Origin of the sequence: Amycolatopsis sp. NPDC051372 (assembly GCF_040682095.1) — a bacterium.
Lineage (GTDB): Bacteria > Actinomycetota > Actinomycetes > Mycobacteriales > Pseudonocardiaceae > Amycolatopsis.
The window spans coordinates 119,476-133,675 of the sequence record NZ_JBFBAF010000023.1 but is presented as its reverse complement, the minus strand read 5'-3'; the positions used below and the strand labels follow the sequence as shown (position 1 = coordinate 133,675).

The window sequence follows — 14,200 nt, the reverse complement described above, 5'->3', positions numbered from 1 at the left end:
CCTAACCAGTATTCACCTCCCGCAAAGAAGCAGGTGGCCCATGTCCGAAGTGGCGACCAACGCCCCGGCCGGCGTGGCCGGGTCCGCCTACACCCGAAGAGAGCGCGGTCTGATCATCGCGGCCGCGGTCAGCGGCTGGGGGATGGAGTACTTCGACCTCGTGATCCTGTCGCTGGTCGCCGGCGACGTGGGGAAGACGTTCGGCGTCTCCACGGCCGCCGTGGGCGCGGTCTTCACGGCGCAGCTCGCGGCCACCGCGATCGGCGGCATCCTGTTCGGCCCGTTGGCCGACCGGTTCGGCCGCCGTCGCGTGCTCACGTGGACGATCTGGGTGTTCGCGATCGGCACGGGGCTGGGCGCGCTCGCGCCGAGCTTCGGGCTGTTCGTGGTGTGCCGGATGATCGCCGGGATCGGGATCGGCGGCGAGTGGGCCATCGGCTTCGCGCTGCTGAACGAGGCGTGGTCGCCCAAGCGCCGCGGCCTCGCGGGCGGCATGGTGCAGGCCGCGATCTGGCCCGCGTACGCGATCGGTATCTTCGTCGCCGGTGCCGTGCCCAACTGGCGCTGGGCGTTCGCCATCGGCGCGCTGCCGGCGCTCGCCGCGGTCGCGATCCGGCTCGCCTGCCCGGAGTCGAAGCAGTGGCTGGAGCTGCAGCGGGCCAAGGCCGAAGGCCGGCAGGCCGGCACTGTCGTCGCACGGGAGTCCGCGACCGCCGGGCTCGCAATGCTGTTCAAGAAGAACGCGCTGAAGATGGTCGTGCTCGGCACCGTCGTGGTGTTCGGCGCGCAGTACTCCTACTACGTCTACTCGTCCTGGATGCCGACCTTCCTCAAGACCGGCCTGCACCTGGGCGCAGGACCGACGCAGACGGTGCTCTACGTCAGTGCCGCCATCTCGCTCGTCTCCTACATCGCGGCCGGCGCGCTCGGCGACCGGTGGGGCCGGCGCAAGGCACTGCTCGCCTTCGCCTCGGTGCAGCTGGTCGCGTTCATCGCCTTCGCCGTGCTGATCGCCACCGGCGCCGCGACCGGGGCGGTGATCGCGATGTACTTCGTGATCTCGTTCGGGCTGGGCTACTTCGCGGTGTTCGGCACGTGGTTCGGCGAGCTGTTCGCCACGCCGATCCGGGCCACGGGCTCGAGCTTCTGCTACTCGGTGGGCCGCGGGATCGCGAGCTTCGGGCCCGGGATCGTCGGCCTGCTCGCCGCCCGCTACGGCCTCGGCGGCGGCATTTCGACCGGCCTGTTCGCCGTGGCTCTGATGATGATCACCGCGCTGTTCCTGGCCGACCGCTCCGGCCGGGCCATCACAGCTGTGGAATGAGTCGGGAATGAGGAAGGGGAACGACTTGCAGCACCTCTGGAGGGACCACGTCGACGAGCGCCTCGCGCTCGAGGCCCGCGAGTTCACGCGCGAGCACGTGGCCCCGGTCGCGGACGCGCTGGATCGCGACGACCGCTATCCGCTCGACCTCGTGCGGCTCACCGCCGAACGCGGCTGGAACTCGATGACGCTCGACCCGCGCTACGGCGGCGAGGGCCGCCCGATGACCGAGCTGCTCGCCGTGCTGGAGGAGCTCTCGGTCGCGAGCGCGATCCTGGGCATCTCGCTCATCACGATCTTCCAGAGCCAGCGCTGCATCGAGCGCTACGGCGAGGAGTCGCTCAAGGAGCGCTACCTGCCGCGCTACGCCGGTGGGCTGCCCGCGTCGTTCGCGCTGACCGAGGACGGGCACGGCAGCGACATCCGCACGCTCGACACCAAGGCCCACCGCACCGACAAGGGCTGGGTCCTCAACGGCGAGAAGGCCTTCATCACCTCCGGCGCGGCCGCGGAGCTGTTCGTGGTGCTCGCCGAGACCGATGTCGGGGTCTCGACGTTCGCGGTCACCAAGGACACCCCGGGCGTGTCCAGCTACCAGGGCCACGAGGCTGAGACGTTCGGGCTGCGCAACGGCCCGCACGTCAACCTGGTGCTGGAAGACGTCGAGGTGCCCGCCGACCACCTGATCGGCACCGAGGGCCGCGGCCTCAAGCAGGTGATGGTCACCCTCGCCAACTCGCGCACGCTCGCCGCGGGCATCAGCCTCGGCATCGCGCGCGCGGCGTTCGAGGGCGCGCTGCGGTACGTGGACAAGCGCTCCGCGTTCGGCACGAAGGTCCTGGATTTCCAAGGGATCCAGTGGTACTTCGCCGAGCTGGCCGCGCAGATCGACGCGACGCGGCTGCTCACCTACGAAGCCGCGCGCGACCTCGACGCGGGCCGCGACATCGCGCGCTCGTCCTCGTCGGCGAAGCTGCTGGCGGCCTCGCTCGCCACGAAGGTCGCCTCCACGGCGGTGCAGGTGTGCGGTGCCCACGGCACGCGCGAGACCCAGCCGTTCGGTCGGTACCTGCGCGACGCGAAGGCGTACGAGGTGGCCGGGGGATCGGCAGAGGTGCTCAAGAACACCGTCGCGAAGAGCCTGGTCAAGGCCGTCAGGGTGGAGGATCGGTAGATGTTCGCGGCAACACTGAAGCAGCGGTGCGAGACCAGCGGTGACGCGCCGTTCCTGCTGCAGGACGACAAGGTGATCAGCTGGGCCGGGCTGCTCGACGTGGTCACCCGCACCGCGACGCTGCTGCAGAGCAACGGTGTGCGGGCCGGCGATCGCGTGCTGCTCGCCTGCGGCAACACGCCGACGTTCCCCTACCTGTGGTTCGCGCTGCGCTGGCTCGGCGCCACGTGCGTGCCGCTGCACAACCAGGCGACCGGCGCGCACATCCGCCAGGTCGTGGCCGACGCGGGCATCGAGTTCGCCGTCGGCGACACCCCGAGCATCGCACGGCTGGTCGCCGACGCGGGCTTCGACTCCGGGCACACGCTGGGCTTCACCACAGCCGACGAGCTGGAGCACGCCGTGGCCGGCCTGGCGCCGCACCCGATGCACGAGGCGGAACTCGACGCCGAGAGCAGCCTGCTCTACACCTCGGGCACCACCGGCCCGCCCAAGGGCGCGGTGCTCTCCGACGGCGCGTTCCTCGCCGGCGGCCGGGAACTGGCCGACGCGATCGGGATCCGCGCCGACGACCGGATCATGGTGGCGCTGCCGCTGTTCCACACCAACCCGCAGGTGTACGCGGTGATGACCGCGATCGCCACCGGTGCTTCGCTGGCGCTGCTGGAGAAGTTCGAGCCGGCGAAGTTCCTGGACCAGGCGATCCGGTACGAGGCCACGGGATTCACCTACGTCGGCACGATGCTGGCGATGCTCGTGCGCAAGCTGCCCGAGCACATCCCGCCGCACAAGCTGCGCTTCTGCACCGGCGGCGGCGCACCGGTCGGGCTGTGGACCACGATCGAGGACCACGTGGGCGTCGAGGTCCACGAGCTCTACGGCATGACCGAGACCGGCGGCTGGGTCACGGCCAACCGCTCCGGGCAGCGCCGCCGCGGGACCTGCGGTACCGTCCGGCCCGACATGGACCTGGCGATCCTCGACGTGAACGACGTGCCCGTGGCACCCGGCGAGCCGGGGCAGATCTGCGTGCGCCCGCGTGAGGCCTTCGTGCTCTTCGACGGTTACCACGGCAAGGCCGAGCTGACGCTGCAGAAGTTCCGCAACCTGTGGTTCCACACCGGGGACATGGGCGCGGTCGACGACGAGGGTTACCTCGTGTTCCACGGCCGGGCCGACGACATGATCCGCCGAGCCGGCGAGAACGTGCGGCCGGCCGACGTCGAGGCGGCGATCGCCGGGCACCCGGCGGTGGACGAGGTGGCCGTGGTCGGCGTGCCCGACGAGGTCGTGGGCCAGGAGGTCCGCGCCGTCGTGGTGCCGCGCGGCGAGTTCGACCCGCTCGGGCTGCCCGCGTTCCTCGACGGCAAGCTGCCGAAGTTCGCGTGGCCGCGCTACATCTCGGTGCGTCCCGCACTGCCCAAGACGGCGACGCAGAAGGTCCGCTCGGCCCTGCTGCGCACGCACGAATCCGACGACGTCGACCTCCGCGGAGCCCGCCCATGACCGAACCCGTGCTGTTCGAGGTGACCGACGGCGTCGCCGTGCTCACCCTCAACGCGCCGCGCAAGCGCAACGCCATCGACGGCGCGCTGGCCGGCGCGCTGATCGACGCCTGCGAGCGCATCGATGCCGACCTCACGATCGGCTCGGCCGTGATCCAGGGCGCCGGCGGGTACTTCTGCTCGGGCGGCGACCGCGACGAGCTGGCGGCGATCTCGGCCGCACCGGCTTCGGACGAGGGAATCCGCGCCACACAACGGATCTACGACGCGTTCCTCCGCTTCGGCGCGCTGAAGGTGCCGACGGTCGCCGCCGTGCGCGGCGGGGCCGTGGGCGCCGGGATGAACCTCGCGCTGGCCGCCGACGTGCGCGTCGTCGCCGAAGACGCGGTGCTCGCATCCGGCTTCACGCGCCTGGGGGTGCACCCTGGCGGTGGGCACTACACGTTGCTGACGCGGGTCGTCACGCCGGAGGCCGCGACGGTGCTCGGCGTGCTGGGCGAGTCGGTGGACGGCCGCCGCGCTGTGGAGCTCGGGCTCGCCTACGAGGCGCGGCCCGACGAGGAGGTCGAGCCCCGTGCCCTCGCGCTCGCGGCTCGTGGTGGCAGCGACCCGGCCCTCACTCGGGCGGCGATCCGCAGCCTGCGGGCGGAGGTCGGCCCGCCGGCGTTGAGCTGGCCGGCGGCCGTGCCGCTGGAGCAGAGCGCGCAGCTGTGGTCGTTCGCGCGCAAGGGCTCCGACCGCTGGAAGGGCACCGAGCGCGCGAGCGGCTGAGCCGCGCGCAGAACCTGTGGCCGCGGAACCGGACGGGCGCGGCCGCTGGAGAAGCCGAAGGGCGACCGGCTGAAACACCGATGGCGGGGAAGGACTTTCCGGAGGGGGAGGGTCTACCCCGCCATCGGTGTCCGTCCACGGTGTTCGTCCACTGTGTCTGTTCAAGACAGAGGGTCCGCGTCAGACCGCCACGCTCGTCAGGGCCGCCAGTGCGAGTCCGACTGTCCACTCGGGACGCTCCGGCACCGCCGCGAACCGCCTCGACCGCGCGACGGCGTCGATCAGCTCCATCACCGCGAGGCTTGCGGTCTCGGCCACCGCTTCCTCCACGCCAGGGTTCACCGCCAGCACCGCGCCCACCCAGTAGTCCAGGTAGCGCTTGCGGTCGCGGCGCACGGCTTCACCGAGGTCTTCGGGCACATGGTGCTCCTCGGTCATCCACACCGCGATCAGGTCGCTCTTCGCGATCGCCGTGCGGACGTGCGTGGTCACCAGCCGTTCGAGCACCTCGTGCGGAGTCCCGTCCGAGGCCATCGCCAGCGCGCCGCCCCAGCACAGCTCGTCGGCGATCTCCTCGACCACGGCGGTGAGTACGGCCGCCTTGCTCGGGAAGTGGCTGTAGATCGACGGTCCCGCGATGCCCACGCCCGCGGCGATGTCGTCGATGCCCACGGCGTGGTACCCGCGTTCGCGGAACAGTCTCGCCGCCTCGTCGAGGATCGCGCGGCTGCGCGTGTTCTCCGCCGCGGCCGGTGACTCCCGGTCCACCACGCGGATTTCCGGCAGGCTCTTCGGCGGTTCGGGCGCGAGCAACGTGGCCAGCAGCACGGTTTCCAGCGTCGCCGCGTGGGCTGAGAGGCGCCGCCGCGGCAGCGCGGGCACGCTGTTGAGCAGGCCCAGCGCGGCGCGGATCCGGAACTCCGCCTGGCTCGTGGTCAGTTCTGCCCGTGCGTCCACCAGCACCCGCAGCCACAGGCCGACACCCTCGACGCGCACGGCCACCAGCTCTTCGCGGACCTCGCTCGTGAGGTAGTGGGCCTCCTGGTGCCACAGGCGCACCACGTCCGGGCGCTCCAGCACGACACCGACCACCGAGGTCGCCAGCCGCCGCAGCACCTCGTCGGTTTCGCCGCCTTGGGCCAGCGCGAGCACCTCGCGGTTGCGCCAGGTGAGCACCATCTCCCGGATGGGCTCGGCGAGCAGCGCGCGCTTGTCGGGGAAGTGCTTGTACACCGCGCCGGCGGTGATGCCGACCTGCTCGGCGATGTCCGCCACGGAGACCCCGCCGTAGCCGCGTTCGCGGAACAGCCGGGCCGCGGCCGCGAGCAGCTCGGCGCGGCGGTTGGGACGCGCGGACGGCGAGGACTGCCGCTTCGTCCCGCGAACTTCCGCCCGGCTCACTCGTTCTCCTCATCGCGTCAGCACCCTTCCCACCAGGTTAGCGGGCGCGCGCCGGGATAGCTTCCACAACCGGGCTTCGCCGAGGCGCCACCAGGGCTGCTGGTTCTGGAACTGGACCTGCACGCGCACCTGAACGTCGAGTGGCACGACGAATGTGGTGTCGCTCGCCGACCACGTGCGGGGTGCCCGCGCTCAGGCGGATGAGGACCCGGAAGCCGTAGACCGCCTCGCCGCCCGCGGCGATCAGCAGCGGGGCGACCAGGGCGCAGAAGATCCCGGCGCGCAGGACCGCGTCAGGAGCAGCAAGACGACGCCTGCGGCCAGGAGCGCGAGCCCCGCGGTCGCGCTCAGCCCGACGTCGTCGAGGTGGTGGTTTCAGCCGTCGTTTCGGTGGGTTCCGATGACGATTCGGTGGTCTCCGCCGGACTGCTCGAAGCTCCGAGCGGGGTGGTCAGGTCGATGGTGTTCGGTTCGAGTTCGTCCCCTTCGCAGTCTCTCCGGTCGCACAGCAGGTGACACCACGGTCACGAGGTTTTCACCACCTCGAGTCCGAAGTGGACCCCAGACCTCGTGGTCACTTGCCGGTGAGCCGCTCCACGAGCGGGGCGAACTCCTCGACGAACGCGCTGTTCACGGTGAAGTACGACACCCCCAGCTCGTCGCGGCGGCGTTCGAGCTCGGCGGCCATGGTGTCGAGGTCCCCGGTGAGCACGGTGAGCGAATCGCGCTCGATGAGGGTTTTCGCGTCGAGGCCGCCGAGGAACCGGCTGATCCACGGCGGCGCTTCGTCGCCCACCACGAAGATGTTGTGCGACAGCTCGAGGTCGTCGGCGCGCGCACCCGCGGCCGCGCGGATCTCCTCGACGTGGCCGGCCATCTCGGCGCGCGTGGTCAGCGCGCCGCCGGCGAGCGCGACGATGTCGGCCTTCGCCGCGGCCAGCCGGCGGGCCTTGGGGCCGCCGGCCGCGATCATCACCGGTGTGTGCGCGGCGCCGTCGAGGCGCCGGACGTGGTCGATGGTCTCGGACACCTGGTCGAGCCGGTCCTGGCCGGAGCCGTAGGGCAGGCCCAGCTCGTCGGCCGCCTGGCGCATCGTGGGCAGGCCGGTGCCGAGGCCGAGCTCGAAGCGGCCGTCGGTGAGCTGCGTGAGGCTGTGGGCCTCCCACGCGGCCGCGCGCGGCGTGCGCAGCGGACTGGCCAGCACGAACGACCCCACCCGCAACTTGGTGGTGACCGCCGCGGCGATCGCCAGCGACGCTGTTCGGCGATGGCAGGTTGAGGTTGTCGGGTGAGAGCAGCGTCGAGTAGCCCAGCTCCTCGGCACGCCGCGCCGTGGCCTGCCACTTCGCGCCGCTGCCGTCGGCCGCCGCGACGACTCCGAACCGGAACGCCTTGTTCGCCATGCAACACCCCCGTAGCCGATGATCCCGATACAACCACCGCCCGGGGTGCGGGTGCCACCACGGCACGTCCTCGCCGGCTCTTGCCGAACCGGCGAGGACGCCGCAGTCAGCCGCGCTGGTACTCCGTCCACGTACTTCGCGTCGAGCAGCCCCTTGGCCTGCAAAGCCTGCTCGACCAGCAGCACGCTGTCGTGCGCGCCGGGGGTCTGCGTGCTGTCGGTGCGGCGCGGGTCGATCTGCGCGGCCTTGAGCACGGCCTCCATGCTCGCCGCGGGCAGCGCCTGCGTGGCCGCACCGGCCGAAACCGGTGCGGCCACGCCGAGCGCCACCGCCGCGAGCGCAGTCAGTGTGGCGACCTTCCTGAGCATCCCTGTTCCTCTCGTCCGCGGATGAATCCGGGCAAAGAATCATGGAACGGGATACAAGGGACGTACAACTCGAAGGTTCAGGCCGGGTTCAGTCGGCGATCAGCAGCCGGTTCACGGCGAGGGTGACGCCGCGCTCCTGCTGGCGGCGCACGAGCCACCGGCCCGGCGCTACGCCGCTGCCGCCGTGCTCGGGGTGGATCAGGTACGCGGGCGCGGAGTTCTCGAAGAGGGCGATGCCCAGGTTCAACGGGTCGCGGATCGACGGACTCCACTGGCAGGTGTCGGGATCGGCCACCAGTGTGTGCGGATTGCGCCCGTCCACACCGCGCACCAGTTCGACACCGCCGTGCGGCACGGTCTGCCACCACGCGTTGGTGCGCAGTTCGACGGTACGGGCCACGAGGGCGTGCGGGATCACGATCAGGTCGCCTTGGGCCTGGAGCCCGTCGAGCACGGGAACGGCGACTTGGCGTTCGAGGTGCTCCAGCACGTCGAGGCCGGAGCGGTCGAGCAGTTGTGCGAGGTCCATTGTGGTCACCTTGGGGTCTCGGAGGAAGGGTCAGGTGCGGCGCAGCAAACCGGTGTACTGGGCTCCGGTGAGCCCGTAGGACCAGCCGGCGGCGTCGACGGGGTCGTCGAACCACGGCGGCACGGACAGTCCGTAGCGGCGGCGCGTGCCGTCGCGTTCCACGGATCCGTTGACGGTGAGCAGCAGCCGGCGCGCGATCATGCCCGGCGCGCGGGGCACGTCGTAGAGCAGCAGTTCGGCGTCCCCGTTGCCCGGGTCCGGTGCTCGCGCGACGAACGTGAGGCCGGCCCGTTCGATGTAGCCGTCCCAGCCGAGGCGCTCGACGGCGCACCGGTGGACCTCGATGTTGCGTTCGGTGTTGACGGCTTCGGCCGTCACGTCTTCGATCACCCACGCCGGCACCGGCGTGCCGTGCCACGCATGAGCGCGCCAGCCGTCGGGGTAGGCGATGGCCGGTCCGTCGGCGGCATGCGTTCGCACCTCGCCGTACGCGGAGCCGGGCACGGGTTCGGTGCGGACCACCACCGGCCGCTCGGTGACCACGCACACGTCGTCACGAGGCCACCACCAACCGCACGAGCGCACGGTTTCGGACCACAGATCGAAAATCCGCTCAGGCTCGCGTCCGAAGTGGACACCGAGCCGGCGGTGGGCGTCGTAGTGCGCCACCCAGTGGGCTTCGTGCTGGCCGTACCAGCCGATCCCGGTCGGCGCGCGCAGTTCGGCCTTGATCGTGCCGGCGACGGAATCGAGGATGCTGCGCCGGACCGACCTGTGGATGCCTGAGTCCAGCAACGAGTCGAGGGAGCCGCGATCGAGCGCTTCCGAGGGATCTTCGGGCAGGACGGACGGTCGCCACGAGTTGTCGGAGAAACGGATCCTGCGGTTGAACCGGGCGCGCAGATCCGACAACGAGCTGGCCAGGCGGCTTTCCAGCCAGGTCGGCGACCCAGCTGACAGTGGCCGGCTCGGTGGTAGGAGTTTCGCTGCCGCACCAGGGGAATCGACCCACACGAACGTCGGGGGAGGCTGATCGACGAGCTCGTAGAGCGCGCTGATCGCCGCTTCCGCGGCCGGCCGGTCGGCGGGCTCGCAGGACAGGGCGTGGCCGAGCCATTCCGCTCGGGCGGCCTCGGCGAGCTGCCACCGAACCCGTGGCGGGTCAAGGATTTCAGGGTGTTCCAGAGCGCGGGCTCCCGGCCCGCGAGGCGCGGTCATCGCGCGAGGGCGAGCACGCCCTTTCCATCAGACATACCGCGATCATGACAGCGATCGTGGTGACCGCGCAAGCGTTTTGGCCGCCGCCGCGCCGCGTTGGCGAGCGGCGGCGGCCCGGAAGGGTCACTCCGCCCAGGCGGAGTTCTCGATCACGTCGACGAAATCGGTGTGCTTGAAGCCGGGCACGAAGTGCTCCAGCACGTCGGCGTTGACGGTGCCGAACGTCGAGTCGGGACGGTGGGCGAACCCATCCTTGAACGCCTGCAGGATCTGCCGCTTGAAGTCCGGCCGCGGGTGCGCCGCGGTCACGGCCGCGCGGTCGTCGGCGGAAATGCGGTCGAGGTGCAGGCCGAGCACGTCGGTCTCGACGCCCGCGGTGGTGGCGGCGATCTCGGGCGCCATCCGGTAGGGCACCTCCGGCGTGGTGTGCAGCGCGATCGACGTCCACACCAGGTCGGCGTCGGCGGCCGGACGGCCGTGCGCGAGCAGGAACTCCCGGGCCTGGTCGGCGCCGTCGATCTCGAAGCGCTGCTGCTCGCTGCGCCACGGCGGCACGAGACCGGTGTCGTGGAACAGCGCGGCCACGTACAGCAGCTCCGGGTCGGGGTCGATGCCGAGGGCGCGCGCCTGCAGGCTGCCGAACAGAAACACGCGGCGCGAGTGGTTGAACAGCAGCTCGGTGGACTCCTCGCGGATCAGCGACGTCACCTCGGCGACGAGCTCCGTGTCCGGCACGGTGATCCCGGCGATCGTCTCGGTCATCACGACTCCTTGGTTGAAAGCGGGGGTGGTCCTCACAGCCTCTCGCGCGCGGGCCGCTGCGCGCAGTGGCCGGACCGGCCACGAACCCCACCGATAAGGACATCGCTCAAGCGTGCGAGATCCTCCGCAGCACGTCGGTGAACGCCTTGCGCTGCCCCGTGCTCAGCTCTCCCAGCACCGTGTCCTCGGTCTCGGCGACCAGCGGCGCGACCCGGCGCAGCACTCCGGCCCCGTCCCTCGGTGACCCGCAACAGCTTGCGGCGGCGGTTGCCCGGGTCGACGCGCCGCACGACGTAGCCGCGCTCCTCGAGCCGCGCGAGCAACGGCGTGAGCGTGGCCGTGTCGATACGCGTCGCCTCGGCGAGCGCCGCCTGGTCGAGATCGGGGGAGGACCGCAACACCCGCAAGGCGACGTACTGCGGCGGCGTCAGCTCGCGCACGGTCTCTTGCCAGCGCGCGGTGTAGGTGCGCAGCGCCTGGCGCAGCAGGTACAGCGGAGCGTCGTCGAGCGGGCGTTCGCCGCCCTCGGTGTCGTGGTCCGATCCGGTGTCCATGGCTCAAGGCTGCCTCATGCGGCGCGGGCGAACGCGGGCGCCAGGGCGAGGTCCACGGTCGCGCCGCCACTCGCCGGCACCGTCAGCGCCCACGTCTGCGGCAGGAACCCTTCGGCGACGGCGGTCAGCGTCACGTCACCGGGGGCCAGGCCGGTCAGGTGGAACCGGCCGCGGCCGTCGGTGTCCGATCGCGCCGTGACGGCGCCCTGTGGGTCCGTCACGACGAGGACCGCCGCGGGGCTGACGCGACCCGAGATCTCCCCGCCCGGCACGGCCTGTTCCGCTTCCGCGGCTGTGGCGCGGCCGCGTTCTCGCACGTGGCTCAGGAAGGCGGCACCCGCGGACCACGCCAGCAGCGTGAGGACCGGCACAAGCAGGTGGGCGCCCGTGGAAGTAGTCGAGGTCCGACAGCGCGCGCACCGCGGCACCAGGGGGCAGCACGGCCGACACCCACCGCGCCGGCTCCGGCAGGAGGTTCACCCCGAGCACGCCACCGCTGGTCGAGTTGCCGACGGTGAGCAGCAGCAGCGTCGACATCGGGATGCCGATCGCGCCGAACCACGTGCCCAGGGCCTTGGTCGCCAGTGCCGTGGCGGCCGAGAGCAGGCCGAGGGTCAGCGCGAGCGGCGCGAACGGCGCGGGCAGCGCGCCCAACACCGGCCCGGCCAGCGTGGCCGCGACGATCCCGGACAGCACCGCGAACCCCCGCGAGCGCCGCCATGCGGTGGCGCAGCCGGACGCGCCGCGCGGCCGCGAGGAGGTTCTGCGCCAGCGCGAACGACGCGAGCGTGACGCCGAAGGCCACGTAGAACCCCGACATCCCCTTGCTGTCGAACGCCGAGAGCGGCAGCACATCGGTGATCACCAGCGGCTGCCCCCGGTGCTGCGCGAACGCGCTCACCAGCTTCTCGGCCGCGGACACGGTCGTGGCACCGCTCGCGCCGGCGACGTCCAGCCGCAGGTGCCCGGCCTGGTCCGCCAGCGTCGCGACGGCGTCACCGTGGCGCAGCAGCGCCTCACCCGCCGCCTGGTCGGCGACGGGCACGACGGCCACGGCCGGCCCGGCCGCCCCGGCGAGCTGCGTCTGCAGCTGGGTCCCGGCCACCGCGACGGGCACCTGGTAGGGCCGCGGGCTGCGCTGGAACCCGACGTAGAGGCCGATGAACACGAGCACCAGCAGCAGCGAGATCCTGTGGCCGCCCCGCACTACCAGCGGTGCCGGGCGAGCACGGAAGTCTTCATGTTCGGTTCAACTATTCGTGCACGAATAGTATTGCGGCCGAGGTGGGGCGTGACCGCGCGCACACCTCTTCCCGTAGTGAAAACTACCATGTACTGTCAGCTGTCATGAACGCTACAAGCCTGGACGGTCCACAGTGGACGCGGTGACCGTCACCGACTACCACACGGCGGGGGAGCCCTTCCGCATCGTCATCGGTGGGGCGCCGGAGATCCCCGGCGCGACAGTGCTCGAACGGCGCGAGGCCGCGCGGTCGACGCCGGGCATCGACGCGGTGCGCGAGCTGCTGGTGCGCGAGCCGCGCGGGCATTCGGCGATGTACGGCTGTTTCCTGGTGCCGCCGCAAACCGAGGGATCGTTGTTCGGCGTGCTGTTCTGGCACCGCGAGGGTTACTCCACCGCCTGCGGGCACGGCACGATCGCGCTCGGCGCGTGGGCCGTGCGCACCGGCCGCGTCGAAGCGGTGGCCGACGGCGTGACCGAGGTGCCGATGGACGTCCCGTCGGGCCGCGTCACGGCCGCGGTGACGTGCGAAGGCGGCGAGGTGCGGAAGGTGGCCTTCCGCAACGTCGACACGACCGTGCTCGGCCGCGACGTCGAGGTGGCCGCGAAAAGCGGGCCGGTCAAGGTCGATCTCGCTTACAGCGGCGCGATCTACGCGTGCGTGCCGGCTTCCGCGTTCGGCCTCGAAGTGGTCCCCGAGCACCACACCGAGCTCGTGGCCGCCGGCCGCGAGGTCAAGGCCGCGCTCAGCGGCACCGAATGGGCGCGGTATTCCGGAGACAGCCGGCTCAGCGGTGTCTACGGCGTGATCCTCTACGACGACCTCGGCGACACCGCGACCGGGCCGCACCAGCGCAACGTGACTGTGTTCGCCGACGGTCAGGTCGACCGTTCCCCTTGTGGCTCAGGCACTTCCGCTCGGCTGGCGCTGCTCGCGGCCGAGGGCCGGCTGCGCGAGGGCGACGTGCTCACCCACGGCTCGATCATCGGCACCACCTTCACCGGCCGGATCCTCTCGACCGCTGCGGACGGCAGCGTCGCCACGGAGATCGAAGGCACCGCACACCTGGCCGGCGAGAGCGTGTTCACGCTCGACCCGGCCGACGAACTGGGAACGGGGTTCACCCTGCGATGACGAAACTGGCCATCATCGGCGGCGGCAACATGGGCGAGGCGCTGCTCGCCGGACTGCTCGCCGGCACCGAACCGAGGTTCACGGCGGCCGAGGTCGTCGTGGTCGAGCTCGCCGAGGAGCGCGCGGCATACCTGCGCGAGCGCTACGGCGTGGCCACCACGGCGGACGCCGGGCCCGCGATCCGCACGGCGGAAACCGTGCTGCTCACGGTGAAGCCGTACCACGTCGACGACCTGTTCGCCGCGGTCGCGGACGACGTGAACGACAACCAGCTCTTCGTCTCTGCCGTCGGCGGGGTGCGCATCTCGCGCCTCGAAGCGCTGCTGCCGGGCAAGCCGCCGGTCGTGCGCTGCATGCCCAACACGCCCGTCTCCGTCGGCCGTGGGGTGGTGGCGATCAGCGCGGGCACGTACGCGGGCGAGACCGAGCTCGACTACGCGCAGTCGCTGTTCGACCCGGTGGGCAAGGTCGTGCGGGTCGCGGAAACCCGCATGGACGCCATCACCGCGCTGTCGGGCAGCGGTCCGGCGTACTACTTCTTCCTCACCGAAGCGCTGATCGAAGCCGGGATCCTGCTCGGCCTGCCGCGCCCGCTGGCCGAGGAGCTCGTGAAGGCCAACGCCGCAGGCGCCGCCGAGATGCTCCACGTCCCGGACGCCGACGCGGTGCGCATGCGCGCGGCCGTGACCAGCCCGGGCGGGGCGACGATCGCCGCGATCCGGCAGTTCGAGGAACGCGGGGTGCGCGCGGCGGTGATGGCGGCGATCGAGGCGGCCCGCGACCGGGCGGCCGAGATGGGACGCTGAGCCCGGG

General features: G+C 71.6%; 14 protein-coding genes and 1 pseudogene. 6 read left to right on the top strand and 9 right to left on the bottom strand.

Annotation, left to right across the window (positions count from 1 at the left end; all coding sequences use genetic code 11):
* Window positions 1-40: 40 nt before the first annotated feature.
* Genes AB0M56_RS31610 through AB0M56_RS31595 form a run of 4 tightly spaced genes read left to right on the top strand, consistent with a single transcriptional unit; the run spans window position 41 to window position 4,774 of the window.
* A complete protein-coding gene (locus AB0M56_RS31610; protein WP_220239315.1) occupies window positions 41-1,324 on the top strand; it encodes an MFS transporter in 1,284 nt (427 codons plus the stop codon).
* Window positions 1,325-1,331: 7 nt separating this feature from the next.
* Window positions 1,332-2,498 (top strand): acyl-CoA dehydrogenase family protein, encoded by a 1,167-nt coding sequence (locus AB0M56_RS31605; RefSeq protein ID WP_364182689.1) that lies wholly within the window; start codon window positions 1,332-1,334, stop codon window positions 2,496-2,498.
* Complete coding sequence (locus tag AB0M56_RS31600; protein ID WP_364182686.1) at window positions 2,499-4,004, top strand: AMP-binding protein; 1,506 nt, start codon at window positions 2,499-2,501, stop codon at window positions 4,002-4,004.
* Window positions 4,001-4,774: an enoyl-CoA hydratase/isomerase family protein gene (locus AB0M56_RS31595; RefSeq protein ID WP_364182683.1), complete on the top strand. Its 774-nt coding sequence runs from the start codon at window positions 4,001-4,003 to the stop codon at window positions 4,772-4,774. Before AB0M56_RS31600 ends, AB0M56_RS31595 begins: the two co-directional genes overlap by 4 nt.
* Before the next feature lie 180 nt (window positions 4,775-4,954).
* On the opposite strand, the gene AB0M56_RS31590 is transcribed toward AB0M56_RS31595, so the two are convergent.
* The 9 genes and pseudogenes from AB0M56_RS31590 to AB0M56_RS31550 all read right to left on the bottom strand — a co-directional run bounded on the left by AB0M56_RS31590 (window position 4,955) and on the right by AB0M56_RS31550 (window position 12,216).
* On the bottom strand, window positions 4,955-6,175 hold the full coding sequence (locus tag AB0M56_RS31590) for a TetR family transcriptional regulator (RefSeq protein WP_364182680.1): 1,221 nt from the start codon (window positions 6,173-6,175) through the stop codon (window positions 4,955-4,957).
* Window positions 6,176-6,749: 574 nt separating this feature from the next.
* On the bottom strand, window positions 6,750-7,391 hold the full coding sequence (locus AB0M56_RS31585) for an LLM class flavin-dependent oxidoreductase (protein WP_364182788.1): 642 nt from the start codon (window positions 7,389-7,391) through the stop codon (window positions 6,750-6,752).
* 309 nt (window positions 7,392-7,700) lie between these two features.
* Window positions 7,701-7,946: pseudogene (locus AB0M56_RS31580) on the bottom strand (peptidoglycan-binding protein); the annotation flags it as partial.
* A gap of 88 nt (window positions 7,947-8,034) precedes the next feature.
* Window positions 8,035-8,475 (bottom strand): hypothetical protein, encoded by a 441-nt coding sequence (locus tag AB0M56_RS31575; RefSeq protein WP_364182677.1) that lies wholly within the window; start codon window positions 8,473-8,475, stop codon window positions 8,035-8,037.
* A gap of 30 nt (window positions 8,476-8,505) precedes the next feature.
* On the bottom strand, window positions 8,506-9,693 hold the full coding sequence (locus tag AB0M56_RS31570; RefSeq protein ID WP_364182674.1) for a DUF6745 domain-containing protein: 1,188 nt from the start codon (window positions 9,691-9,693) through the stop codon (window positions 8,506-8,508).
* A gap of 123 nt (window positions 9,694-9,816) precedes the next feature.
* On the bottom strand, window positions 9,817-10,455 hold the full coding sequence (locus tag AB0M56_RS31565; RefSeq protein ID WP_364182671.1) for an HD domain-containing protein: 639 nt from the start codon (window positions 10,453-10,455) through the stop codon (window positions 9,817-9,819).
* Window positions 10,456-10,487: 32 nt separating this feature from the next.
* Entirely contained in the window at window positions 10,488-11,009 is a 522-nt protein-coding gene (locus AB0M56_RS31560; RefSeq protein WP_364182668.1) for a MarR family transcriptional regulator, read from the bottom strand.
* A 14-nt stretch (window positions 11,010-11,023) separates the two neighbouring features.
* Window positions 11,024-11,326 carry a carboxypeptidase-like regulatory domain-containing protein gene (locus AB0M56_RS31555; RefSeq protein ID WP_364182665.1) on the bottom strand — a complete coding sequence of 101 codons (303 nt, stop codon included), beginning with the start codon at window positions 11,324-11,326 and terminating at the stop codon, window positions 11,024-11,026.
* A 5-nt stretch (window positions 11,327-11,331) separates the two neighbouring features.
* The gene (locus AB0M56_RS31550; protein ID WP_364182663.1) at window positions 11,332-12,216 is read right to left on the bottom strand and encodes a hypothetical protein; all 885 of its coding nucleotides are present in this window, start codon (window positions 12,214-12,216) and stop codon (window positions 11,332-11,334) included.
* Between the two features lie 178 nt (window positions 12,217-12,394).
* Here AB0M56_RS31550 and AB0M56_RS31545 point away from each other — a divergent pair, with 178 nt between their 5' ends.
* Entirely contained in the window at window positions 12,395-13,387 is a 993-nt protein-coding gene (locus tag AB0M56_RS31545; protein ID WP_364182661.1) for a proline racemase family protein, read from the top strand.
* Window positions 13,384-14,193 carry a pyrroline-5-carboxylate reductase gene (gene proC / locus AB0M56_RS31540; protein ID WP_364182659.1) on the top strand — a complete coding sequence of 270 codons (810 nt, stop codon included), beginning with the start codon at window positions 13,384-13,386 and terminating at the stop codon, window positions 14,191-14,193. Before AB0M56_RS31545 ends, proC begins: the two co-directional genes overlap by 4 nt.
* Window positions 14,194-14,200: the final 7 nt, after the last annotated feature.